Annotated in this window: 24 protein-coding genes and 1 pseudogene; 15 read left to right on the forward strand and 10 right to left on the reverse strand. The window is 50.2% G+C overall.

The genetic code is table 11. The features are described from left to right. Positions 1-211 precede the first annotated feature (211 nt). The 10 genes and pseudogenes from A6301_RS22035 (at position 212) to A6301_RS22080 (ending at position 7,429) form a co-directional block, all read left to right on the forward strand. Positions 212-1,514: pseudogene (locus tag A6301_RS22035) on the forward strand (MFS transporter). Between the two features lie 207 nt (positions 1,515-1,721). Next, entirely contained in the window at positions 1,722-2,498 is a 777-nt protein-coding gene (gene exuR, locus A6301_RS22040; protein WP_107170145.1) for a transcriptional regulator ExuR, read from the forward strand. Between the two features lie 486 nt (positions 2,499-2,984). Then, positions 2,985-3,668: a DedA family protein gene (locus A6301_RS22045; RefSeq protein ID WP_107170146.1), complete on the forward strand. Its 684-nt coding sequence runs from the start codon at positions 2,985-2,987 to the stop codon at positions 3,666-3,668. Between the two features lie 2 nt (positions 3,669-3,670). Continuing rightward, positions 3,671-4,066 (forward strand): EnvZ/OmpR regulon moderator MzrA, encoded by a 396-nt coding sequence (gene mzrA, locus A6301_RS22050; RefSeq protein WP_107170147.1) that lies wholly within the window; start codon positions 3,671-3,673, stop codon positions 4,064-4,066. A gap of 5 nt (positions 4,067-4,071) precedes the next feature. Continuing rightward, complete coding sequence (locus tag A6301_RS22055; protein WP_107170148.1) at positions 4,072-4,461, forward strand: DUF1090 domain-containing protein; 390 nt, start codon at positions 4,072-4,074, stop codon at positions 4,459-4,461. 190 nt (positions 4,462-4,651) lie between these two features. Next, positions 4,652-4,957, forward strand: coding sequence for a YqjD family protein (locus A6301_RS22060; RefSeq protein ID WP_005971326.1), 306 nt, complete (start codon positions 4,652-4,654; stop codon positions 4,955-4,957). A 13-nt stretch (positions 4,958-4,970) separates the two neighbouring features. Beyond that, a complete protein-coding gene (locus tag A6301_RS22065; protein ID WP_107170149.1) occupies positions 4,971-5,366 on the forward strand; it encodes a phage holin family protein in 396 nt (131 codons plus the stop codon). Next, the gene (locus tag A6301_RS22070; RefSeq protein WP_107170150.1) at positions 5,363-5,653 is read left to right on the forward strand and encodes a YqjK-like family protein; all 291 of its coding nucleotides are present in this window, start codon (positions 5,363-5,365) and stop codon (positions 5,651-5,653) included. The genes A6301_RS22065 and A6301_RS22070 overlap by 4 nt, the downstream gene beginning before the upstream one ends. 276 nt (positions 5,654-5,929) lie before the next feature. Next, positions 5,930-6,325, forward strand: a complete 396-nt coding sequence (locus A6301_RS22075) for a DoxX family protein (RefSeq protein ID WP_010298854.1) — start codon at positions 5,930-5,932, stop codon at positions 6,323-6,325. A 108-nt stretch (positions 6,326-6,433) separates the two neighbouring features. Beyond that, a complete protein-coding gene (locus A6301_RS22080) occupies positions 6,434-7,429 on the forward strand; it encodes a glutathione S-transferase family protein (RefSeq protein WP_234258761.1) in 996 nt (331 codons plus the stop codon). Between the two features lie 58 nt (positions 7,430-7,487). Here the strand turns inward: A6301_RS22080 and A6301_RS22085 are convergent, their stop codons facing one another. Beyond that, positions 7,488-8,384 carry a LysR family transcriptional regulator gene (locus tag A6301_RS22085; protein WP_005971317.1) on the reverse strand — a complete coding sequence of 299 codons (897 nt, stop codon included), beginning with the start codon at positions 8,382-8,384 and terminating at the stop codon, positions 7,488-7,490. A 112-nt stretch (positions 8,385-8,496) separates the two neighbouring features. Here A6301_RS22085 and A6301_RS22090 point away from each other — a divergent pair, with 112 nt between their 5' ends. Together A6301_RS22090 and zur are read left to right on the forward strand one after the other, a co-directional pair. After that, complete coding sequence (locus tag A6301_RS22090; protein ID WP_205540951.1) at positions 8,497-9,195, forward strand: pirin family protein; 699 nt, start codon at positions 8,497-8,499, stop codon at positions 9,193-9,195. Positions 9,196-9,301: 106 nt separating this feature from the next. Next, complete coding sequence (zur, locus tag A6301_RS22095) at positions 9,302-9,811, forward strand: zinc uptake transcriptional repressor Zur (RefSeq protein WP_205540949.1); 510 nt, start codon at positions 9,302-9,304, stop codon at positions 9,809-9,811. 28 nt (positions 9,812-9,839) lie between these two features. Here the strand turns inward: zur and lexA are convergent, their stop codons facing one another. Further along, positions 9,840-10,448, reverse strand: a complete 609-nt coding sequence (gene lexA, locus A6301_RS22100; RefSeq protein WP_005971310.1) for a transcriptional repressor LexA — start codon at positions 10,446-10,448, stop codon at positions 9,840-9,842. A gap of 110 nt (positions 10,449-10,558) precedes the next feature. Continuing rightward, a complete protein-coding gene (locus A6301_RS22105) occupies positions 10,559-10,924 on the reverse strand; it encodes a diacylglycerol kinase (RefSeq protein WP_107170154.1) in 366 nt (121 codons plus the stop codon). 251 nt (positions 10,925-11,175) lie between these two features. Here A6301_RS22105 and plsB point away from each other — a divergent pair, with 251 nt between their 5' ends. Continuing rightward, a complete protein-coding gene (plsB, locus tag A6301_RS22110) occupies positions 11,176-13,644 on the forward strand; it encodes a glycerol-3-phosphate 1-O-acyltransferase PlsB (protein WP_234258762.1) in 2,469 nt (822 codons plus the stop codon). Positions 13,645-13,770: 126 nt separating this feature from the next. Here the strand turns inward: plsB and ubiA are convergent, their stop codons facing one another. The 7 genes from ubiA to A6301_RS22145 all read right to left on the reverse strand — a co-directional run bounded on the left by ubiA (position 13,771) and on the right by A6301_RS22145 (position 21,514). Then, complete coding sequence (gene ubiA, locus A6301_RS22115; protein ID WP_205540947.1) at positions 13,771-14,634, reverse strand: 4-hydroxybenzoate octaprenyltransferase; 864 nt, start codon at positions 14,632-14,634, stop codon at positions 13,771-13,773. Positions 14,635-14,646: 12 nt separating this feature from the next. Then, positions 14,647-15,180 (reverse strand): chorismate lyase, encoded by a 534-nt coding sequence (ubiC, locus tag A6301_RS22120; protein ID WP_107170157.1) that lies wholly within the window; start codon positions 15,178-15,180, stop codon positions 14,647-14,649. Between the two features lie 551 nt (positions 15,181-15,731). Next, the gene (locus A6301_RS22125; protein ID WP_110163443.1) at positions 15,732-15,890 is read right to left on the reverse strand and encodes a DUF1508 domain-containing protein; all 159 of its coding nucleotides are present in this window, start codon (positions 15,888-15,890) and stop codon (positions 15,732-15,734) included. Positions 15,891-16,016: 126 nt separating this feature from the next. Next, the gene (ltrA, locus tag A6301_RS22130; RefSeq protein ID WP_234258763.1) at positions 16,017-17,684 is read right to left on the reverse strand and encodes a group II intron reverse transcriptase/maturase; all 1,668 of its coding nucleotides are present in this window, start codon (positions 17,682-17,684) and stop codon (positions 16,017-16,019) included. Between the two features lie 1,107 nt (positions 17,685-18,791). Continuing rightward, positions 18,792-20,438, reverse strand: a complete 1,647-nt coding sequence (groL, locus tag A6301_RS22135; RefSeq protein WP_107170159.1) for a chaperonin GroEL — start codon at positions 20,436-20,438, stop codon at positions 18,792-18,794. Between the two features lie 45 nt (positions 20,439-20,483). After that, the gene (locus A6301_RS22140) at positions 20,484-20,777 is read right to left on the reverse strand and encodes a co-chaperone GroES (RefSeq protein ID WP_005971295.1); all 294 of its coding nucleotides are present in this window, start codon (positions 20,775-20,777) and stop codon (positions 20,484-20,486) included. A 254-nt stretch (positions 20,778-21,031) separates the two neighbouring features. Further along, positions 21,032-21,514: an FxsA family protein gene (locus A6301_RS22145; RefSeq protein ID WP_205540946.1), complete on the reverse strand. Its 483-nt coding sequence runs from the start codon at positions 21,512-21,514 to the stop codon at positions 21,032-21,034. A 479-nt stretch (positions 21,515-21,993) separates the two neighbouring features. Here A6301_RS22145 and aspA point away from each other — a divergent pair, with 479 nt between their 5' ends. Next, complete coding sequence (gene aspA, locus A6301_RS22150; RefSeq protein WP_234258764.1) at positions 21,994-23,433, forward strand: aspartate ammonia-lyase; 1,440 nt, start codon at positions 21,994-21,996, stop codon at positions 23,431-23,433. A gap of 122 nt (positions 23,434-23,555) precedes the next feature. Then, on the forward strand, positions 23,556-24,857 hold the full coding sequence (locus A6301_RS22155; protein ID WP_107170162.1) for an anaerobic C4-dicarboxylate transporter: 1,302 nt from the start codon (positions 23,556-23,558) through the stop codon (positions 24,855-24,857). The last annotated feature ends 16 nt before the right edge of the window (positions 24,858-24,873 follow it).

Consider the following 24,873-nt stretch of genomic DNA (forward strand, 5'->3'; position numbering starts at 1 on the left):
GGTTTTGTGATATCACTCAACTTTTAAAGTTGTATGACAAATTATTGTAGCGCTGCCTTAAGCAGGGATTCAATCGCTATCTCACAAAGAGAAGGGTTTTCCTGTTCAGCACAACAAAAAAACGTGTCGCATTACATCACAAGACACCTCACACCGTGACGCTACTCAAGAGCCACCACTGTGTTTTTTATTGACTCGGAGAGAAAGTTAAATGCGTAAAATCAAAGGATATACGCTGGTATATGATCGGCTTGGTGACCATTGGCACCGTGCTGGGATATCTGACGCGTAATGCAATTTCTGTCGCTGCCCCGACGCTACAGGATCAATTGCATATCACCACACAGCAGTATTCTTACATCGTTGCTGCCTATTCAGCTTGTTATACCATTATGCAGCCCATCGCCGGCTACGTACTGGATTTGCTCGGCACAAAAATAGGCTATGCCATGTTTGCCATTCTGTGGGCGATCTTCTGTATGGGAACGGCGCTGGCAAACAGTTGGGGTGGCCTGGCTATCGCCCGCGGCGCGGTCGGTATGGCCGAAGCGGCCATGATCCCTGCGGGTCTGAAAGCCAGTAGCGAGTGGTTCCCGGCAAAAGAGCGTTCAGTCGCGGTCGGTTACTTCAATGTGGGATCATCTATCGGCGCGATGATTGCTCCACCGCTGGTGGTGTGGGCCATTGTGGCGCACAGCTGGGAAATGGCCTTTATCATTACTGGCGCCCTGAGCATGATCTGGGCCATTTGCTGGCTCGTTTTCTATAAGCACCCGAAAGATCAGAAAAAACTTAGCGACGAAGAGCGCGACTATATTCTTAGCGGGCAGGAAGCACAGCACCAAACCAATAACGCGAAAAAAATGTCTGCCTGGCAGATCCTGCGTAACCGCCAATTCTGGGGTATCGCCCTGCCGCGTTTTCTGGCTGAACCCGCGTGGGGCACGTTCAACGCATGGATACCGCTATTCATGTTTAAGGCCTACGGCTTTAACCTGAAAGAAATTGCCATGTTCGCCTGGATGCCAATGCTGTTCGCCGATATCGGCTGCATCCTGGGTGGCTACTTGCCAATGCTGTTCCAAAAGCATTTCAAAGTGAACCTGATCGTTTCGCGTAAGCTGGTCGTTACCATGGGTGCGGTACTGATGATTGGCCCCGGTATGATCGGGCTGTTCTCCAGTCCTTATGTTGCCATCGCACTGCTGTGCGTCGGTGGCTTCGCACACCAGTCGCTGTCTGGCGCGCTGATTACCCTGTCATCCGACGTATTTGGCCGTAATGAAGTCGCAACGGCAAATGGTTTGACCGGTATGGCGGCCTGGATGGCAAGCACCATGTTTGCATTAGTGGTCGGTGCATTGGCCGATACTATGGGCTTCAGCCCGCTGTTTGCTGCACTGGCAGTCTTTGATCTGTTGGGCGCTGTCGTCATCTGGACAGTGTTGAAAAACCAACCTGCGTCAGAAGTCGCCGCCGCCGCTGAAACATTGAAAGAAGCTAACCAGCACTGATAATCCCTGCATTATCCTGACTCATCCGGTATGATCGGATACCGGGTGAGCCACCTCCCCAGTCACACATTGTAATAACTGTGACCACAATATTGGTTACTGCCATTATTAAGTGGTATAACAAATCATCCCTCAAAGATTAACGAGATAGACACTCAGGCCCTGACGTGGCACATGGACCGTCATCTATCGAGAGTAGACATCATCATGGCACTCACTGAACCCAGACGGCTATACCAGCAGTTAGCCGCAGAATTAAAACAGCGTATCGAAAGCGGTATGTATCAGGTCGGCGAAAAATTACCGGCAGAACGTTATATTTCTGAAGAAATGAACGTCAGTCGCACCGTAGTGCGTGAAGCTATCATCATGCTGGAAGTCGAAGGGTACGTTGAAGTACGCAAGGGTTCAGGTATTCACGTTATTTCCAACCAGCAGAAGAATCCATTCATTAATAGTGGCGATATTGAATTCGTTGCGGCTGGTCCATTTGAGCTACTTCAGGCTCGTCAGCTCATTGAAAGTAACATTGCTGAATTTGCGGCCACGCAGGTGACCCGTCAGGACATCATTCAACTGATGGAGATTCAGGAATATGCGCGTCAGGAAGATCGCTTCCGTGATTCTCAGTGGGATCTCAAATTCCACGTTCAGGTTGCGCTGGCGACGCAAAACTCCGCGATGGCAACCATCGTCGAGAAAATGTGGAGCCAGCGGATTCACAATCCCTACTGGCGTAAGCTGCATGAGCACATCGACGACAAATCCATTGAAAGCTGGTGCGAAGAGCACGATCGCATCCTTAAAGCGCTGATTCGCAAAGATCCATACGCGGCAAAACTGGCAATGTGGCAACATCTGGAAAATACCAAACAGATGCTATTTCGCGCCACAACGGATGATTTCGAGTTTAATGTCGATCGCTACATGTTCGCCGAAAATCCTGTCGTTCACCTCGACCAGATACACACAGGTAAACCCTAAAACGCTTTCCGCCCCTTGTTTTAAACGAGGGGTCATATTTTTGAACCCGCGAGAAAAGGTCAGAAAACGTTGATTTCTGTCAGCGAGTGTAAAATATCGTAGAAACCCCAACTCTTCCTCGAAAAATCCCCCTAAATCGCCTCGGTTGTCGTAATATTTCCCTGTCTCAGTAACACCTATTTTGTTACAGTTAACGCGTCTTTCTTACGCTTAATCCATCGCTTCGGGCGTAAAGTCTGCCAAGGCCAAACAATCCCTAAGCCACCTGTTTATCAGGTTCGCAGCGAGAAGCGAGCATCAAGTCAGACACCAGCGTCACTATCGGCGGAAGCAAACAGAGATCATCAAAAAAACTATAATCCTGTGCCCCGATATACCCTAAATAACGTGAAATATGACGGGTATAAAACTGTATTCACTCTTGTCATGTCCAGAAGCGTGATTGTCGCCAAGGCTAAAATGAAACAGCAGTATTAGGAATACCGGATGGAATTAATCAAAGAACTGTTAAACGCGCTCTGGCATCAGGATTTCGATATTTTAGCCGACCCGAAGCTGGTGTGGACCATCTACATCTTGTTGTTTTTAATTATATTTCTGGAAAATGGTCTGCTTCCCGCCGCGTTCTTGCCCGGTGATAGCTTACTCATTTTGGTCGGCGTCCTCGTCGCCAAAGGTACGATGAATTACCCTTTTACGATATTTCTACTGACGACGGCCGCCAGCCTCGGCTGCTGGGCTAGCTATGTACAAGGGAAATGGCTTGGTAACACAGGAGTTGTGCAAGGCTGGCTATCACACTTACCCGCACACTATCACCAACGTGCCCATCAACTCTTCCACCGTCATGGCCTGTCCGCACTTTTAGTTGGCCGTTTTCTGGCTTTTGTGAGAACGCTGCTACCGACCATTGCAGGTTTGTCTGGCTTGAACAACGCGCGCTTTCAGTTCTTCAACTGGATGAGCGGGTTCCTGTGGGTGTTTATTCTGGTTACGCTGGGCTTTGCCTTGGGGAAAACGACGATCTTCCAAAAGTACGAAGACGAACTGATGTTTTTCCTTATGATGCTGCCCCTCGCACTACTGTTTATCGGCCTATTTGGATCGCTCTTTGTACTTTGGCGTAAAAAACGTGATGCTAACGCCAATAATGCAGAAAAAGGAAGCTAACTGTGTCAATTCATTGGCTATTCCCTAAGCTTTCCCCCAAGAAAGTAGGACGCATACTGCTCTTACTTGCCCTGCCACTTATTGCCTTAACGCAGTCCCAATCGCTACGTCTTTCCCAAGACGATGCTATGCTACACATCAAGCCTTATGAAGGTGCCGCATTGCCAGATGGCTTTTACGTGTATCAGCGTCTTAATGAAAAAGGGATTGCGATCAAAAGTATTACGCCAGAACAAGATAGCCTGATCGTCCGTCTTGCTTCACCAGAGCAAAGTATCGCTGCCAGAGATGTTCTGCGTTTGTCCCTGCCTAAGGTCACCATTACTGCACAGCAAGCGACAACCCCAACACCATTCTGGCAGCAGAAACTGACACAGAAACAATCCAAACTGGGGTGACGAATATGAAATTGTCTCCATCCATAATTGCATTATCTGTCCTGTTTTCCGGCCATACGCTGGCCAACACCGCCAATCAAGTAGAAACTTGTCAACAGAAAGCGCAGGATATTCAGCGCCAAATCGATGAAGCGCACAAGCACGGTAACCAGAACCGCATCAATGGGTTAGAGAAGGCGCTGGACGGCGTAAGAACCCATTGTACGGACGCCGGGCTAGCAGAGAAACGTCAAGAAGCTATTGAGGAAAAACGCAAAGACGTCGCTGAACGGCAGCAGGAACTGAATGAAAGCCGTCAGAAACGGGATGACGCAGAAAAGATCCTTAAACGTGAAAGAAAACTAGCTGAAGCCGAGCAGGAGTTGCGCGCGGCGGAAAGCGGCTCATCGCACTAACACCTCACCACACGGCTCCGATAAAATAGTGCCCATACAAAACGCCGACAATTGTTCATTTTGTATTCAAAAACCAAATCACTAAAATTTACAGCGAGTTATCAGAATTGTCCGTACCCGTTTGGGGCGGCATAAATCTCAGCTTCAGCTATAGTTAACGTTCAGGTTTATAACATGAAGGGTTATTAATATGGCTAAAGATCAAAATTCTGAGTACCTACGCGCCGAATTGAAATCACTGGCGGACACGCTGGAAGAAGTATTAAGCACCTCTAGCGATAAGTCTAAAGCGGAACTGGACAAGCTGCGCAATAAGGCAGAGAGCGCGCTGAAAGAAACCCGCAGCCGCCTGAGCGATACCGGTGAGCGCATCGCATCCCAAACCAAAGAAGCGGTTGAATCAGCGGATGACTATGTGCGTCAGAATCCGTGGACGGGTGTCGGCATTGGTGCCGCAGTCGGCGTCGTGCTTGGCGTCCTGCTGTCTCGCCGCTAATTAGCAGATTGTTATGACAGATAAACTACAACAAGGCCCCGCAAGCGGGGTCATGGCTTCTGCTCAGCGCATCATCTCCATTATTGTCAGCATGGTGGAAAGCCGTGTCCGATTGGCTGTGATTGAATTAGAGGAAGAGAAAGCCAATCTCATTCAGTTGCTGATTATGGTCGGTTTGACGCTGCTTTTTGCCGCTTTTGGCATTATGAGCCTGATTGCGCTGATCATCTGGGGCATTGACCCACAATATCGTCTCTTTGCGCTGGGGTGTATTACTGCCACATTACTTGGGCTGGCGCTGATAGGCGGCATATGGACACTTCTGAAAGTACGTCGTTCTACCTTGCTCAAAGCGACACGCAAGGAGCTGGCGACCGACAGATCGCTGTTGGAGGAGGAAACTAAGTGAACCAGCGCCAACAGCGAGACAGAGAAAAAGCCCAGCTACTGCGCCGGATACAGCAACAGCGGCTGGATTTATCGGCCGGTAAGAAACACTGGCTGGATACCACAGCCCGTTACGATCGCGGCTGGCAAAGCCTGATGCAGTGGCGTAAATACTGGATCGTGGGCTCCAGCCTCGTGGCACTCTATGGCGTGCGCCATCCCAGCCGCATGATTCGTTGGGGACGCCGCCTCGTCGGGCTTTGGGGGACATTCCGACTCGTGCGCAAGACATTTGACCAACGTCCATGATTCTCTCTGTTTTATCGATTATTTGCCTTCCCCACATTAGACACTTTTCATCTCACTTTTTGCCTAACGCGCTCACGTTATTACAGCGCGTTCTTGACAATTTAACCGAACATCAATTTTTCTGAAATAAAACAACAATTATACTCGCTGGTAGCGTAAATCATCTCCCTATACTATCTGCCCATAACCTGATGGCGGGCCAAATTTTCAGACAACACCTGCTGCAACAAACACAACAGGGCCATATAGCCCACAACAAAATTAATTGGAGAGATGATGAAAAATTTAGAAAGCACTGCACTGCTGGTTGCACGTATCTTAATGCCAATTCTGTTTATCGTTGCAGGTTACGGTAAGCTGGGTGATGCCTATGCAGGCACACAGCAATATATGCAGGCAATGGGTGTACCGACCTTCCTGCTGCCGCTGACGATTCTGCTGGAACTGGGTGGTGGTCTGGCAGTTCTGTTCGGGCTGCTGACACGTACTGTCGCGCTGTTCACTGCTGGCTTTACGCTGCTGACCGCACTGATTTTCCACTCTAACTTTGCAGAAGGCATGAACCAACTGATGTTCATGAAAAACCTGACCATCGCGGGTGGTTACCTCCTGCTGGCTGTAACTGGCCCAGGCGCATTCAGCATCGACCGTCTGCTGGGCAAAAAGTGGTAAGACGAGCCTTTTCCGGCCTGTACTACACTTAATCATCGAATAATGAATTAGACGGCAAGCTCACAAAGCTTGCCGTCGTCTTATCATCACTCACTAACGGGAGGATTTATGGGACAACTGGTTGATGGCGTATGGCACGATACCTGGTATGAAACCAAATCTACCGGCGGTCACTTTAAACGTTCAGAATCCGTATTCCGCAATTGGGTAACGCCTGATGGTTCCCCTGGCCTCACCGGTAAAGGTGGTTTTCCCGCTCAATCTGGCCGTTATCATCTGTATGTTTCACTCGCCTGTCCGTGGGCACATCGCACTCTGCTAATGCGACAGTTGAAAGGATTGGAAAATCACATCGCGGTTTCGGTAGTTCATCCACTCATGCTCGATCACGGTTGGACGTTCGGTACAGATTTTGAGGCCGCGACGGGCGACTTGCTCTATCAGCACGAATTTCTCTACCAACTCTACCTTCACGCCAAACCGGGCTACAGCGGTCGTGTAACGGTTCCTGTCCTGTGGGACACCGAGCAGCACACTATCGTCAGTAATGAATCTGCAGATATCATCCGTATGCTGAACAGCGCTTTTGATGGTGTGGGCGCAACAGCCGGAGACTACTACCCGGAAGCGCTACGAACTCAGATTGACGAATTGAACGGCTGGATTTACGACAAGGTCAACAACGGTGTTTACAAAGCGGGTTTTGCGACGAGCCAATCAGCCTACGATGAGTCTGCCACCACCGTTTTCGCCGCGCTATCCGATCTGGAAACCATTCTGGCAAAACAGCGTTATCTGACTGGTGAGCAGTTAACCGAGGCCGATTTGCGGCTGTGGACGACATTGATCCGTTTCGATCCTGTCTATCATACGCATTTTAAATGCGATAAATATCGCCTGAGCGATTATCCCAATCTGTTCGGTTTTTTACGTGATATTTATCAGATGCCTGGCATCGCTGATACCGTCGATATGGCGCATATTCGCCACCATTACTATCGTAGCCACGGCACGATTAATCCACATGGTGTGATTTCTCTGGGCCCAGAGCAAGATCTGAACCAGCCTCACCAGCGTGATAAGACGTTTGTCAGTTTATACTGAAGTAATAAATGTAGCGGCAAGGTGTGATACCACACCTTGCCGCAGAAAAGCGTAAAATTTAAGGCTGGTTCAGCAGTTTGGGAATTTCCCGCAGGAACCAGGATTTCGCTTCGCCCATGCTGTCTCGCCGCCACGCCATAATAATCTGGCTTTCCATCTGATGTTCCGGCCCAATCACCAGTAAGCGCCCTTCGGCAATATCCTGCGCTACCATTGGATAAGGCATGGTTGCGACACCTAATCCAGCCAGCAGTGCACGCCGTTTATCATCTAGCGAACTCACCGTCAGACGCTGCTGCTTATCCAATAGTTGCACCGTCAGCACCGGGCGTTCACGCGCGGTATCCGCGACTGCAATCCCGCGATATTTCACACGGGTCGCATCTGACAGCGGCTCAGGCTCCTGATGGATGGGGTGCTCTGGGCTAGCGACGTAAACGTTATTCATCGTATACAGTTTGCGGGTATTCATTTCGGACGACGCACGAAAATGCATGTCCGGCGCAATCACGATATCGGCACGCCCTTGTTCAAGACGCTCCCACGCCCCTGCCAGCACTTCAGTCAGAATCGATACCTGCGTATTCGCTTTGAGCGCCAGTTTATCGATTAGGGGAAAAATCCGCTGAGTTGGAATCAGGGCTTCCGTCACAATCGTCAGGTGCGTTTCCCAACCGCGAGCCAGCGCCTCCGCATCCGTGGTGAGTTTATCTGCGGCTTCCAGCAGAATACGCCCGCGTTCCAACAACATTCGTCCAACATTCGTGAATTTAGTACGATGCCCGGAACGATCGAACAGCACCACATCTAACTCTTCTTCCAGTTTCTGCATGGTATAGCTCAGTGCCGAAGGCACCCTACCCAATTCGTCTGCCGCAGCGGCAAAGCTGCCACGACGATCGATCGCATCCATCACCCTCAGGGCTTCCAGCGTCAATGCTCGTTCTCTCGCCATCTTCGTACTCATTCAGGAATTTTGAATATACCGACCAGATTAACTAGCTAACAATCCAACGTCCACACAATTACTATCGGTTTAAGAAATAATTATCTGGGGGATAAAAATTATGATCACACGAAGAGCAGCCGGGCAATGCGGCCAGGCCGATTATGGCTGGTTGCAGGCACGCTATACTTTCTCTTTCGGTCACTATTTTGACCCACAGTTACTGGGCTATGCTTCTCTTCGCGTGCTCAATCAGGAAGTACTGGCACCGGGGGCATCATTCCAGCCGCGAACTTACCCACGGGTTGATATCCTGAACATTATTCTTCAGGGCGAAGCAGAATACCGTGACAGCAACGGCGGCCATATTCAGGCTAAAGCTGGCGATGTTTTGTTGCTTGCCACTCAACCAAACGTCAGCTATAGCGAACATAATACCAACCCCAGCAGCCCGTTGACGCGCCTACAATTATGGTTGAATGCCTGCCAAACCAGAGAGAACAGCCCGCTGCAACGCATGGGGCTCAATTCATCAAGTCATACTCTGCTCGCGTCACCGGAAGGCGAGCAGGATAGTCTACAACTGCGCCAACAGGTCTGGATTCACCATGTCGATCTCCAGCCGAATGAACAAAGCACGATAGTGCTACAAGGGAATCAGGCATATCTCCAACTGATTCACGGTTCAATGACGGTGAAAAGCGATCGGCACAGTGAAACATTACACTGCGGCGATGGTGCTTTCATCAAGGAAGAAACAGCGTTGACGCTACAGGCAGAATCTCCTTTGCGAGCGCTGCTCATCGATCTGGTCGTGTAGTTCCTCTTCCCATCGTCTTCGCAGGAAAGCGCCACTCGCTCGGCGTTTTTATTCAGCCGTGGTAAGATATCTGTCTTGTTCCTCAATGTGTCAGGGTGATATGACAATGGATTCAACCAAACAGGACAAACTTCTTGCCCAGGCTGAACAGATTTGTCAGCAGCGCGCTGTGCGTCTAACGCCACAGCGGTTGGAGGTTCTACGCCTTATGGCACAGCAAACGGGAGCTATCAGCGCTTATGACCTGCTGGATCTTCTACGACTCACAGAACCTCAGGCTAAACCGCCCACTGTATATCGCGCACTGGACTTCCTGCTGGAACAGGGCTTTATCCACCGCGTTGAATCAAACAACAGCTATGTGCTGTGTCACCATATCGAAGATCACAGTCATACGTCTGCCCTTTTCATCTGCGACCGCTGCGGGCAAGTCACTGAACGTCAAACCGAAGGTGTAGAAGAAACGCTACGCAGTCTGGCGCAGCAGTCAGGGTTTACGCTGCGTCACAGCGTTGTGGAAGCACATGGGTTGTGTGGAGACTGTCAGGAAGTGGCATCATGCAAACAGCCGGATCATTGCGATCACGACCATACTATTCCTATTAAAAAACGATAGCCCTTGGGCTATCGTTTTTTACGAACGGCTAGCTCCAGTCGCTGTTACGAATAACGCCAACCGCTAAACCTTCTATCGAAAAACTTTGCTGACGCAGGTCGACAACGATAGGGGCGAACTCTTCATTTTCAGCGAGAAGATGCACTGTATTACCCTGCTTCTTCAGACGTTTCACCGTTACTTCATCGTCAATACGCGCCACCACAATCTGACCGTTGCGCACATCTTCTGTTTTATGTACGGCCAGCAAATCGCCATCCATAATACCAATATTTTTCATCGACATACCGCTAACACGCAACAAAAAGTCGGCGCTAGGTTTAAACATAGCGGGGTCAACCTGATAGCGGCATTCGATATGTTCCTGTGCCAACAGAGGTTCACCTGCGGCGACACGACCAACCAGAGGAATTCCCGTCTCTTCTTCCATGAGCAGACGAATACCACGAGACGCGCCCGAAACAATTTCAATCACGCCTTTACGCGCCAGCGCTTTCAAATGTTCTTCAGCCGCATTTGGAGAGCGGAACCCCAGCTGTTGGGCAATTTCCGCCCGCGTTGGCGGCATTCCGGTTTGCGCAATATGATCGCGGATCAGGTCATAAACCTGCTGCTGCCTTGCTGTTAATACTTTCATTCCGCCCCCTGGTTGTTTATACAGTCTTGCTGTGAGTATATACAGGTAAGGCACAATTGGGAATCGAGATATAGGCAAAGCCCCTGACTTTTATTCATTTATGCGGAGCGTCAGGCAAAATGTTGCCAGAGGATACTGCCCCATACGACAGCAGCTAACAAGATGGCAACAAAGACGGCCGCTGACCCAATATCTTTCGCCCGACCGGACAATTCGTGGTGCTCTAAACCAATGCGATCGACGACGGCTTCAATGGCGCTGTTAGCCAGTTCAAACAGCATAATCAACACAACAGATCCGATAAGCAGCAGTTTTTCAACCAGCGTCACCGGTAGTAAACACGCAATAATAATACCGACAACCGTCAGTATCGTTTCCTGACGAAACGCCGCCTCGTGCTGCCAGGCCTGCTTCAGCCCCTTAAAGGAATAACCGGTAGCCTTAATAATCCGGGTCATCCCCGTTGCTTTATTCATTTATCCTCCATTTTTAGACTCTAAATAATTCGAGTTTCAGGCAGGCGGCAAGAGAGGGAGTCCCGATGAGCTTACTCAAGTAAGTGATTCGGGTGACTGAACGCTGCCAACGCACATGCAACTTGAAGTATGACGAGTATATGCAAAATAGTTCGCATTTTAACGCGCTTACGTTGTCTCATCACCACAGATCTCTGGCGCAGTTTCTGGTATCCTTGCGGCGCGTTGCTAACAAGAGGCTCCATGTTGTTATGTCAGGTTGGCGTAAAATTTACTATAAACTATTGAATCTCCCACTGAAACTGTTGGTGAAAAGCAAAGTTATTCCCGCAGATCCGGTGGTCGAGTTGGGGTTAGATCCCTCACGTCCTATACTCTATGTTCTGCCTTATAACTCTCAGGCGGACCTATTGACGCTACGTGCGAAATGTCTGGCATTGGGGTTACCCGATCCCTCGCAGCCGTTCGAATTCAATGGCGTCGAACTCCCCAGCCATGTCTTTATTAATGACGGGCCGCGCGTTTTCCGCTACTACGTTCCCAAGCAGAAATCCGTCAAACTGTTCCACGACTATCTGGACTTGCACCGTGCCAATCCAGATTTAGATGTGCAGATGGTGCCGGTTTCCGTGATGTTTGGGCGTTCTCCAGGTCGGGAAGGCCATTCTCAGGCCACACCACACCTGCGATTGCTCAACGGCATCGAGAAATTCTTCGCCGTACTGTGGCTAGGCCGTGACAGCTTTGTCCGCTTCTCCAGCCCGGTGTCGCTGCGCTATATGGCGACCGAGCATGGTACTGACAAAACCATAGCCCACAAACTGGCGCGTGTCGCGCGTATGCATTTCTCCCGTCAGCGTTTGGCGGCAGTTGGCCCACGCTTACCCGTACGTCAGGAGCTATTTAACAAGCTGCTGGACTCCAAAGCGATCAAGAAAGCCGTAGACGATGAGGCGCGCAGTAAGAAGATTTCCCACGAGAAAGCGCAGCAAAATGCAATCGCGCTGATGGAGGAAATCGCTGCCGACTTCTCTTACGAAGCGGTGCGTCTGTCAGATCGCGTATTGAGCTGGACGTGGAACCGTCTTTATCAGGGGATTAACGTCCATAACGCCGAACGCGTGCGACAACTGGCGCAGGATGGTCATGGTATTGTCTATGTGCCCTGCCACCGCAGCCATATGGATTACCTGCTGCTGTCCTACGTTCTGTATCATCAAGGCTTAGTTCCGCCGCACATCGCCGCAGGTATCAATCTTAATTTCTGGCCGGCGGGTCCCATCTTCCGCCGTCTTGGTGCGTTCTTTATTCGCCGGACCTTCAAAGGTAACAAGCTCTATTCCACAATTTTCCGCGAGTACTTGGGCGAGCTATTTGCCCGTGGTTATTCCGTTGAATACTTCATGGAAGGCGGGCGTTCGCGCACGGGACGTCTGTTAGAGCCCAAAACCGGTACGCTGGCGATGACCATTCAGGCTATGCTAAGAGGCGGCACGCGCCCTATCACACTGGTGCCGATTTATGTCGGCTACGAGCACGTGATGGAAGTCGGCACCTATGCGAAAGAGCTGCGCGGCGCGGTGAAGGAAAAAGAAGGCTTTATGCAGATGGTGCGCGGTTTGCGCAAGCTGCGTAATCTGGGTCAGGGCTATGTGAACTTCGGCGAACCTCTGCCGCTGACCACCTATCTGAACCAGCATGTGCCGCAATGGCGTGACGCGATTGACCCGATTGAGGCACAGCGCCCAAGCTGGCTAACGCCGACAGTGCAGGATATCTCCATGGATATCATGGTGCGCATCAATAACTCTGCGGCAGCGAACGCAATGAACCTGTGCTCTACCGCCCTGTTAGCATCGCGCCAGCGTTCTCTGACCCGTGAGCAAATGCATGAACAGCTAGACTGCTACCTGCAACTACTGCGCCAAGTGCCTTACCACAAAGATATTACAGCGCCTAAGAAGACAGCGGATGAACTGTTGGAACACGCGCTGGGCATGAACAAGTTTGAAGTAGAGAAGGACAGTATTGGTGACATCATCATTCTGCCGCGCGAGCAAGCGGTTCTGATGACGTATTATCGCAATAATATCCAGCACCTGTTGGTCTTGCCGTCGCTGATCGCCAGTATCGTCATTCATCATCGTCGGATTACTCTCGCCGACGTCGTGCAACAAATCACGCTAATCTATCCGCTGCTGCAAGCCGAGTTGTTCCTGCATTATTCCAAAGAGCAATTACCGGGCGTGCTGGAAACACTAGCTAATGAACTGGTTCGACAACAGTTGCTGTGTAGCCGTGGCGGCGAACTCGCCATTAATCCACCACGCATCCGTACGCTGCAACTGTTATCAGCCGGTGTGCGTGAGACGCTGCAACGTTATGCGATTACGCTGTCTTTGCTGTGCGCGAACCCAGAAATCAACCGTGGCACGCTGGAGAAAGAAAGCCGAAATATGGCACAGCGTCTGTCTGTTCTGCACGGTATTAATGCGCCGGAGTTTTTCGATAAAGCGGTGTTCTCAACGCTGGTCGCGACGTTACGCACAGCCGGATATATCACCGACAGTGCGGAAGCAGCGCAAGGTGATATCGTGGCAATCTACAACATCCTTGGCGATTTGATCACCCCGGAAGTTAGGTTGACTATCGAAAGTGCCAGTTCGTCTGCCGAAATGGAAACAGCCGGTCAGACGGTGGAAGAGGTAAAGCAGGAATAGTCAGGCAGGAACCACGGTAAAATGGTGGATAACACGCCGCCATCAAGCCGTGGACGCATTTAGCGTGACGAGCCGTCAATAAAAAAAGCAGCGAGAAATCGCTGCTTTTTTGTCTCTACTTCTACCTTACAGCCCAAACAGTACGCCAATAAATATCGCCATACCCGCATATTTATTATTGTGGAATGCCTTAAAACAGGCATCGCGCTCGCGCCCGGCAGTCAGTATTTGCTGATAGATAAACATCCCGCCAGCGACCAACAGCGAGATATAGTAGGGGGTTCCCAGCCCGGTGATCTTTCCTAAAATCAGCAGCAAGGCCAGCATACTCAACTGCAATAGCCCGATAATGAGATTATCAAAACGACCAAATAAGATCGCAGTAGACTTCACACCGATCTTCAGATCGTCATCACGATCCACCATCGCATATTGCGTATCGTAAGCCACCGTCCAGCAAATATACGCCAAAAACATCATCCAGCAGGTCACGGGCAAGCTTTCACTGACCGCGGCGTAGGCCATCGGAATCGACCAGCCAAACGCCGCCCCCAGCACGAACTGAGGCAGATGGCTAATTCGTTTCATAAACGGATAAACCCATGCCAGCGCCAGCCCGGCGACAGACAATAGAATAGTCATCTTATTCAGCGTCAACACCAGACCAAACGCCAACAAGACCAGAACCACGAACAGAATTTTGGCTGATTGCTCGCTCACCTCGCCGCTGGGCAAGGGGCGAGAAGCCGTACGTTTTACATGGCCGTCAAAATGCCTGTCGGCATAATCATTGATAACGCAACCCGCCGCACGCATAAGGAAAACGCCAGCGACAAAAACAAAGAGCGTCCACGGTGCAGGTGTTCCCCCTCCCGCCAGCCACAGCGCCCATAGCGTTGGCCACAGCAGTAACAGAGAACCTATCGGTTTATCAATTCGCATCAAGCGACAATAAGCCAGCCATTTCCCTGCTGTAACACTTCTTTCCAAGGATTTATCTCCTCAAATTACCTGCCAACCTTCATCACCAGGTGTGTAATAAACGGGTGATTCCGGTAAGAAAAGCTCAGTCAACAGTAACGGATACCCCGAAAGACACAGGCGGGAACGCCGCGCCCATAAACCTTCGCAACATCCGGTATGAATATAATCACGCGTCAGCGATTTTTGCTCAAACAGATAACGGCCTAACGGCTGATTGCCTATTTTGGTCAACGCTGAGCCTGAACCATCGAGCGTCTGTTGTGGGACAATCGTTCTGCCGAAAAGCCAAGGGCGATCGTCACCATACAGCACGACTTCACGCAGCCAGTAACGTTCATCAAGAGGGAGTTGATCGCGCTCTTCGCCCAATACCTGTGGCGTAATGAAACCCTCACGACAAAGCGTGACCCTCAGTTGGGCACAGTATTTTTCAAGCCGCTGCGTCATGGAACTGGTTTCCATCAACCAGTCACCAATGTGTTCAGGCAATACCGAAGGGGGTTCAGTAAACCAGGATATGGTGCGCAAAAGCGTTGACGCATCGTCAGACATTGTCCCTACTCCAGACAGGGTTGCTTATCGATAAAGCATTCGTAAATAAAGTAAGCGCCCCTATTGTAGCGCAGAATGCTTCCCCCGATAACACGCTATAAACCAATTCATCCCCGATGTGGCAACATTTTGGCAATGTGGCTGGTTACGCGCCAGCCATCGCGATACCTCTTTAGTCATTCACACAGCAGTTTGGTGGGAAATCAACAAGCACAAGTATGCTTATCTCAATAATGCATTGAATTGATTGATAGAAAAGAGGCGCATAAAAAAAGCACCACCCGGTATCGCGACCGGATAGTGCTCTTTAAAGGACAGAAAGACGAGCTTCTGTAACCTGACCGCCAGTCACCGGAAAATGGCTTCCGGTGGCAGGAGTGTCACATGTCGGGTAGCAGCGGCGCATTACTGCGCCGCCGCCCCCTAAGAACCGTACGTGCGAGTTTCCCCGCATACGGCTCAAGCCTTTATAAGCCCGCACTAATGTTTGGGCCGACAACGTTTTGTTTGCTGTTAAATAGAGTATAAATCAGCACAACGAGCGGTTTACCTTAACTACCGGTATAACCGTTACGTTGTGCATTTGCTACGCAGTCAACACGATTTACATAACCCTGACTTGATGCTCCAACGATACGACCGTTGGAAGCAGTGCGACGCCAGCGCCATTCATTTGAGCTATCTTTGTAGATTTCCCATGTATCATTCATATTATTTCTCCAGAGTAACTCCCACTTATTAACGCACTATCCCCGGGAGTCGCAGGAGACTTAGCTGTCTAGTGTATCTCCCATTGAGCTGGAGACATTCATAACATGGTGACACATGGTTATATTTCAACCCCATTCATAAGAAATTTTACTGTGAATTTTTCGATGGCAATTAGGATGTAACATCATTAAATTTTCGATTTCGTCACCACCGCCGTCTACCCGTCTGATTATGTGATGGAGATCCCAATCATCATTATCTCTGAATATCTGGTGGCAGATCGGACACCGATGGCCTTGCCGCTCCCAAATCAATCTCAGTTTTCCACGCTGCATTTTACCTTCTTTCCAGCGCTTAACTTGCCGCTGTTCGAAGTACAACTCGTCAACCGGATCGTATGGATTAGCCTCAGACCTGATTTTAATGTGACGTTTAATCGGGATATCTTTGCAAGACACCAACCTTTGCAGGCCGTTATCCGCATCGATACTCTGGAATACCCAGTTCTCGCTCCCAACCGAGTGAAAATACTTCTGCTTCACCCAGTACTTGTTGCGATTACCGTGTCGACGGCATGACCAGCGCCAGAGCAACTTCCAGACGCGATAGTCGATATAGCTAAACGTTTCTTTGGCAACAATATGACGATGATAATTTGCCCAACCCCGTAGTACCGGATTAAGTTGCCTTATCAGGTCACCCTGTTTTGACGCCGCATTACGCTTCACTATTTGCCGGACTTTCTGGAGGTGATTGCGCAATCCCTTAGCCGCAGGCTTTATCAGCATTTTGCCGTGGTACTTGCGCACGTTCTGCCCCAGAAAATCAAACCCTTCGGAAATATGCGTCAACACCGTTTTTTCTGGTGATAATTGCAGTCCTCGTTCCGCCATAAAGGCCTCGACAAGGGGTTTGACTTCATTTTCCAGCAACTCCTGAGAAATGCCAGTGATGATGAAATCATCTGCATAACGCACATAATTGACCTTGGTTTTGTAACTGGCTTTGGTGTTTTTCTTCCCAAAATGGGTTTCTAACACCGCTTCCAGCCCATCCAGTGCCATATTCGCCAGTACGGGGGAAATAATGCCTCCCTGTGGTGTACCAGCCTCCGTCGGGTGTAACCGACCGGATTCCATAAATCCCGCTTTCAGCCATTTTCCGAGTACCTGTTTATCCAACGGAATGTTGGCAAGTAACCAGTCATGGCTGATATTGTCAAAACACCCTTTTATATCGCCTTCCAGTACCCATTCAGCAGAGCTTTTACGACTGAGATTAACAAAACATTGCTCAATCGCATCTGCCGCCGAACGTGCCGGACGGAATCCATAGCTGTTGCGGTCTGCCGTTGTTTCCGAGACGGGGTCAAGTGCCAGCAGATATAATGCCTGCATCGCTCTGTCTTTCATCGTCGGTATACCCAGAGGACGGAGTTTGCCGTTGCTCTTGGGAATGTAAACACGCCTTAACGGATAGGGTTTGTAACCTGTCCGTTTTAGCTGGTCGATCGCCTGCCACTTACTTCCGGGAGTGTCCCACAACTGGCGATCCACTCCGGCTGTTTTTTTGCCTCGATTTTCGGTAACTCGCCTGACAGCCAATGCTTTAGCTGCAAACGAGCGCGTCAGCATCCTTTGCAGGGCTTTCACCCTACGCCAGCGCTTCTGCTCCGTTGCCTTTGCGATTCGTATCTGTAGCCCTCTGACCTGACGGTGTATCTGATGCCAGTTAATCTGGTGCCAGTCTTCCGCCCTGCCGGAAAGCGCAGATACTTTTATTAACGTACTCATCTTGCTACTCTCCTCAGTGCTTTTGGTTAGAAAGCCCCGAGCGAAAGCAGACGGACAGCCCCCTTGCAGGAGTTATCTTTTGCTCCCGCAAGGGTCTGGTTAAGGTGGGTATGAACCACCTTAACCAACTTTCTGTCACGTTAGATTTGCTTTACAGTACTGCACACAATTAAAGACCAGCCAGAAGTCTGCCCCGTTTCCGGTAGGGGAACATTTAACCCCTTATCCACTCGATTAAAGAATGGCATTCGCTTCTTCCAACCTCCTCTACCCGCACTCTCAACAGTTTGTCTTACGACTCCCCTGCCACAAGGGCAAAAATACGGGCTTACCGAGTTCCGTACTCATGACACGAATCACTTAGGTTCTGCCTATACACCGAAGGTCTGATGGCAACGTATTCCCAGATGTAAAAGGAATAACCGACCCTGTACCTTTTGGTCACAGCATATCAGTAGCTTTTGCTGCTTGCGGCTGACGGTGCTTACAACAGTTCACTTAACGTTAACCCTATGATCCAGCCTAGCCTCTCATCCGCCTGCTACTGGCAAAATCCATTGCTTACCTCACGGTAACGCAATGCCCACACATCGAGGAGTACATTGTCAGAACGCTCTCACACCTCACCATTACTGGTAACGCGCTGCTCCTAGGCTACTGTTAGTTACATAACAGGTCTGGCTCTGCATCAAACAGCGATACAGTCAGACAATCATCAGTACAGCTTCACACCGGTAGGCGCTAGTACACATAGTGTTGATAAAGACGATAGTTACCCCGCTACATCACAAGTCAAACCTCAACTTACTTCAGCGTGAATCTTTTGGACGTTACAATAGTTATAATCGTTACTATATTTGATAAATTTCAAATAGTTATAACAGTTAATACATTTGTAAGTTTTAGGGGATTCTGACTTTAAAGCCATATCCAGAAGTTAGTTCTTCGCTTAGCGAAGAGCCGATGTTCCGGAGGCACTTAAAGTCCGGAACATCGGACATTTATCATATTTGTGCTAATTTAGCGGGAAATAGTGAGCATAACATCCGTTAATACTCACTATGGAAGTAGTCCGCCAGGCTAGCTACCTACACGACTCTCGTCGCACTACATCATGCCGCCCATACCACCCATACCGCCCATGCCACCAGCAGCACCTAAATCAGGCGCATCGCCTTTCGGCAGGTCGGTGACCATACATTCGGTGGTGATCATCAGACCAGCAACGGAAGCGGCAAATTGCAGCGCAGAACGGGTAACTTTGGTCGGGTCCAGGATACCGAAATCGATCATGTTGCCGTATTCTTCAGTTGCTGCGTTGTAACCGTAGTTACCTTCGCCCGCTTTAACAGAATTCGCAACCACAGACGGCTCTTCACCGGCATTGGAAACGATCTGACGCAGTGGAGCTTCCATCGCGCGCAGCGCAACTTTGATACCCACGTTCTGATCTTCGTTCTGAGCAGTCAGAGAAGCCAGTTTAGCGGCAACGCGAACCAGCGCCACGCCACCACCCGCAACCACGCCTTCTTCTACCGCGGCGCGAGTCGCAGCCAGGGCATCTTCAACACGTGCTTTCTTCTCTTTCATTTCAACTTCAGTTGCTGCGCCAACTTTGATAACGGCTACGCCGCCAGCCAGTTTAGCCACACGCTCTTGCAGTTTTTCTTTGTCGTAATCTGAGGTCGCTTCTTCAACCTGCTGACGGATCTGAGCAACACGGCCCTGGATCGCAGCTTCTTCACCCGTACCATCGATGATAGTAGTCGTGTCTTTGTTGATAACAACGCGTTTTGCCTGACCCAGATCTTCCAACGTCGCTTTTTCCAGCTCTAGACCGATCTCTTCAGAGATAACGGTACCGCCAGTCAGCGTAGCGATGTCTTGCAGCATTGCTTTACGACGGTCGCCGAAGCCAGGTGCTTTCACCGCAGCCACTTTCACGATGCCGCGCATGGTGTTAACTACCAGCGTTGCCAGCGCTTCACCTTCAACGTCTTCAGCAACGATAACCAGTGGTTTGCCCGCTTTCGCTACGGCTTCCAGAACTGGCAGCATTTCGCGGATGTTGGAGATTTTTTTGTCAGCCAGCAGGATGAACGGGCTTTCCAGTTCTACCGCACCGGTTTCTGGCTTGTTGATGAAGTACGGAGACAGGTAGCCACGGTCGAACTGCATACCTTCAACCACGTCCAGCTCGTCTTGCAGACCAGTACCTTCTTCAACGGTGATAACACCTTCTTTACCGACTTTGTCCATTGCTTCGGCAATCATTTTGCCTACGGTTTCGTCGGAGTTAGCAGAGATGGTACCCACCTGAGCAATAGCTTTAGAGTCAGAGCACGGTACAGACAGTGCTTTCAGCTCTTCAACAGCAGCGATAACAGCTTTATCGATACCGCGCTTCAGATCCATCGGGTTCATGCCCGCTGCAACAGCTTTCAGGCCTTCAGTGATGATAGCCTGCGCCAATACGGTTGCGGTCGTGGTGCCGTCGCCTGCTGCGTCATTCGCTTTAGAGGCAACTTCTTTCACCATCTGTGCGCCCATGTTTTCGAACTTGTCTTCCAGCTCGATTTCGCGCGCAACAGATACGCCGTCTTTAGTAATGGTCGGTGCACCGAAGGATTTATCCAAAACTACGTTACGGCCTTTCGGGCCCAGGGTAACCTTCACTGCATCAGCCAGTACATTCACGCCGCGCAGCATTTTTACGCGAGCGTCATTACCGAATTTTACGTCTTTAGCTGCCATGGTGTATTTCCCTTAAATTCGTTCAGTTCAGATGATTACGCGCAATTACGCTTCAACAATTGCCAGAATGTCGCTTTCAGACATGATCAACACTTCTTCGTTATCGATCTTCTCTGCTTTCACGCCATAGCCATCATTGAAAATAACGATGTCGCCCACTTTCACATCCAGCGGCTTCACTTCGCCATTTTCCAGGATACGTCCGTGACCTACGGCCAGAACTTCACCACGGGTAGATTTACCAGCAGCGGAACCAGTCAGTACGATACCGCCAGCAGATTTTGACTCAACTTCTTTGCGCTTGACGATCACGCGGTCATGCAATGGACGAATATTCATTGATAGCTCTCCTTTGAGAAAGTCCATATCGGTTTAGGATAAACGCCGACGATGTCTTCATAACAACTATGTTTTCATAACGATTATGCTTTTCATAATCGGCCTTGTGGTTTTCTAAGTGGGGGCGTTTAATCGCCCTTCAAGGGAGACAATTCATTTTTTTTGCGTTAGGCGGCTATGTATTACCGATAGCAGATAAAAAATAAGGATTATCAACATGATAATCCTTAGCGATTTTTCAAACTGTCGCAACGTTAGCGGTCATCTCGATCGTCGCGATGTTCAATATTTCCGCGCCCACCGTCCTTACGCTGGTATTCACCTTCAAAGGTGTTCCCGCCAGAAGACGACGCACCGGGGCCTGCTCCAGGACCAGAACGCCAGATGTGTAAGTGAGGCATCAGCTTGAGCGTCAGGCTTTTCTGTACTGGCGGCAGTAACAGCAACAGCCCCAGAAAGTCGGTCAGGAAGCCCGGAATCAGCAGCAGGAAGCCAGCCAGCACCAGTGAAACGCTTTTTACCATTTCAGCCGCAGGGCTTTCACCTGCCGCCATTTTCTGCTGCATCTGCACCAGCGTTTTCATCCCCTGATTGCGCACCAGTGAGACGCCCACGCAGGACGTGAAGACCACCAGCAGCAGGGTCATGGCGACGCCCAGCACTTCAGCCACTTGAATAAACAGCGATATCTCGATGTAAGCTAAAAGAAAAATCAGTAATAACGGTAACCAGCGCACCCGGTTCTCCTGTGTTTTTTAACGCGTACTGTCGTTAATAAGAACGTGTGTTAATGAAAACGTGTTAAGCCATCGCGATTGAAAATCCAGATACGCTTTACTCCTAATGGATTAGGTAAGGCACACGCTCTGCTCTGCGATCTGGCACATCATGATTTAGTTAAATGGGTACGCCTTTGCACGTTTTCAAGCCGCCACTCCACGATTATTGTTCTAAAATAATGACTCGTGACTACAATCACAGTTCATTTACCGTAACGGTAGAGAACGCCAGTATAGTGATCTAAACACCTATTTTTCACTGTCACAACGACATATCCTCACGGCAATGGATATATGGTTGGTCAAACATCCCAATACTATTGCCGAGAGAAGACGGTTTATCCGTAGTCGCGCTATTTTCCGAAGTAAGGCCATCTGAAAAACCAGCCCACAACGTCTAGCCACCTCACTAGTCGTACAACAGGATAGGAATTTTCATGTCAGAAAACATCCGTATTGAAGAAGACCTGTTAGGCACCCGAGAAGTTCCCGCAGACGCGTATTATGGCGTTCATACTCTGCGCGCCGTCGAAAACTTCTATATCAGTAACAATAAAGTCAGCGACATTCCTGAGTTCGTGCGCGGCATGGTCATGGTGAAAAAAGCCGCCGCGCTGGCGAACAGAGAGCTGCAAACTATCCCGAAAAAAATTGCCGATGTCATCATCCGCGCCTGTGATGAAGTACTGAATAACGGCAAATGCATGGATCAGTTTCCGGTGGATGTGTATCAGGGGGGCGCTGGCACGTCGGTCAACATGAATACCAACGAAGTATTAGCCAATATTGGTCTGGAACTGATGGGCCACCAGAAAGGCGAATACCAGTATCTGAACCCCAACGATCACCTGAATAAATGCCAATCCACCAATGACGCCTACCCTACCGGATTCCGTATCGCAGTCTACGCAGCCATACTCAAATTGACGGATGCGATAGCGAAGTTGAGCGCTGGCTTCGAGCGTAAAGCCAGCGAGTTCGAAGACGTTCTGAAGATGGGGCGGACCCAGTTGCAGGACGCCGTACCAATGACGCTCGGCCAGGAATTTCATGCATTTCACGTACTGCTGCAAGAGGAAATCAAAAACCTACTGCGCACGGCGGAACTGCTGCTTGAGGTCAATCTAGGGGCTACCGCAATCGGTACGCGTCTGAACACGCCGGACGGCTACCAACAGCTGGCGGTGCAGCGTCTGGCAGAAGTCAGTGGCCTGCCGTGCGTACCAGCAGAAGACTTGATCGAAGCCACGTCAGACTGCGGTGCCTATGTCATGGTCCACAGTTCTCTGAAGCGTCTGGCGGTGAAACTATCGAAGATCTGCAATGACTTACGTCTGCTCTCTTCAGGTCCTCGCGCTGGCCTGAATGAAATCAACCTGCCGGAATTACAGGCGGGCTCTTCGATCATGCCCGCAAAAGTGAATCCCGTGGTGCCGGAGGTCGTCAATCAGGTGTGCTTCAAGGTCATCGGTAACGACACCTGCGTCACCATGGCATCAGAAGCCGGGCAATTACAGTTGAACGTGATGGAGCCGGTTATCGGTCAGGCGATGTTTGAATCGACTCATATCCTGACCAACGCCTGCTACAACCTGCTGGAGAAATGCGTCAACGGCATCACCGCCAATAAGGACGTTTGCGAAGCCTATGTTTTCAACTCTATCGGAATCGTGACGTATCTGAACCCGTTCATCGGCCACCACAACGGCGATATCGTCGGCAGAATCTGTGCGGAAACGGGCAAGAGCGTGCGTGAAGTCGTACTGGAGCGAGGTCTGCTAACAGAAGCGGAGCTGGATGACATTTTCTCCATCCAGAACCTGATGCATCCGGCTTACAAAGCCAAACGCTATACCGATGAAAACGAGCTTCCTTAACACCAACGTTTAATTTTTATCAGGCACGTCCGTTCACGAAGAACCGCGTGCCTTTATTTTTTGCTGCATACAGCCATAAGAATAAGTTATGAAATTTTTGTTATTAATTAAGGAGCATAGTCATGCTTGGTCTTGAGTTACTGATCGTTCTGCTCGCCATCTATTTGGGGGCACGACTGGGAGGTATCGGCATTGGTTTCGCCGGTGGCCTGGGAGTGCTTGTTCTTACGCTGGGGTTTCAGATAAAACCTGGCGTAATCCCTTTTGATGTCATTGAAATTATCATGGCCGTTATCGCCGCCATCGCCGCAATGCAGGTGGCGGGCGGAATGGATTATCTGGTCAGTCTGGCGGAGAAACTGCTGCGTAAGCACCCGAAATACGTCACCTTTCTCGCGCCGCTGGTCACCTACTTTATGACGATTCTGGCTGGAACCGGGCACACCGCGTTTTCCACCCTGCCGGTTATCGCCGAAGTCGCCAAAGAGCAGGGAATTCGCCCTTCTCGCCCGCTTTCGATTGCCGTTGTCGCCTCGCAAATCGCGATTACCGCGTCGCCAATCTCAGCGGCGGTGGTGTTTGTCGCCGGTATTCTTGAACCACACGGGGTTAGCTACCTGCTGCTGCTGGGGATCTGTATTCCTACCACGCTGGCTGCGATCATGCTGACGGCGATAGTGACTAACTTCTTGGGTAAAGAGCTGAAAGACGACCCAATTTATCAGGAACGTCTGAAAAAAGGTGAAACCACGCTACGCGGTAATAGCCAGCATGAGATCAAACCGGGCGCCAAACTTTCCGTGGTGCTATTTCTGATCGGCATCGTTGCGGTCGTTCTGTATGCGACAGCGATCAGCGGCACGGTTGGGCTGATTCAAAACCCCGTTCTGCCACGTAATGAAGCGATCGTGGTCTTCATGCTGACCATCGCTACGCTGATTTGCATCACCTGCAAAATCGACACCGCGCGTATCCTCTCTGCCAGCACATTTAAATCCGGCATGAGCGCCTGTATCTGCGTAATGGGTGTTGCCTGGCTAGGCGATACCTTTGTTAAAGCGCATATTTCCGATATTCAGGACACCGCAGGCGCACTGCTGCAAAGCTACCCGTGGATGCTGGCCGTTGTACTGTTCTTCGCTGCCACGCTGCTTTATTCGCAGGCGGCAACAGCGAAAGCGCTGATGCCTGCGGCGTTGCTGCTGGGCGTATCACCAGTCACGGCGGTGGCGTCTTTTGCTGCTGTTTCCGCCCTATTCGTTCTGCCAACCTATCCAACCCTGCTGGCAGCGGTGGAGATGGACGATACCGGCTCAACGCGCATCGGCAAGTTTGTGTTTAACCACTCCTTCCTGATTCCCGGCGTAATGGCGATTACACTGTCGGTGATATTTGGCTTTATCCTCGGCAGCATCCTGATCTAAAAATTATCCTTCGAAT

Source organism: Pectobacterium sp. IFB5596, from assembly GCF_021432585.1.
GTDB lineage: Bacteria > Pseudomonadota > Gammaproteobacteria > Enterobacterales > Enterobacteriaceae > Pectobacterium > Pectobacterium punjabense.